The 281-nt window shown below is 52.3% G+C and carries 1 pseudogene; it reads left to right on the top strand.

The features are described from left to right. Positions 1-245, top strand: a pseudogene (locus tag F2P44_RS35285) (hypothetical protein); the annotation flags it as partial. Between the last annotated feature and the right edge of the window lie 36 nt (positions 246-281).

Raw genomic sequence — 281 nt, 5'->3', positions numbered from 1 at the left:
AGTCCGGCTACCAGGCGTTTCTTGGCAGCGGCAACCTACAAGTATTTCAGCCGCAAGTCAACGCGCTGAACAAGCAACATCGGCAATGGCTTGCCGATCTGGGAAGCTTCATAGGATCTTTACATGCACAAGGCGCAGACCCGAAGGCGGTGGAATATGAGCCTCTTGCAAAACTAGCGGAACGGATGAAAATTGCTTGGCAGCGCAAGCGAAAAGGTGGGGGTGGGCGCCCATTTCTGGCATGATTTAGTTTCTAACGCTTAATCAAAACGCCCACACCA

It is taken from the genome of Massilia frigida, assembly GCF_011682175.1.
In the GTDB taxonomy this organism is placed as follows: Bacteria; Pseudomonadota; Gammaproteobacteria; order Burkholderiales; family Burkholderiaceae_D; genus Telluria_A; species Telluria_A frigida.
Note: the sequence above shows the minus strand (reverse complement) of the source record. Positions and strands in the feature narration are given on the sequence as shown.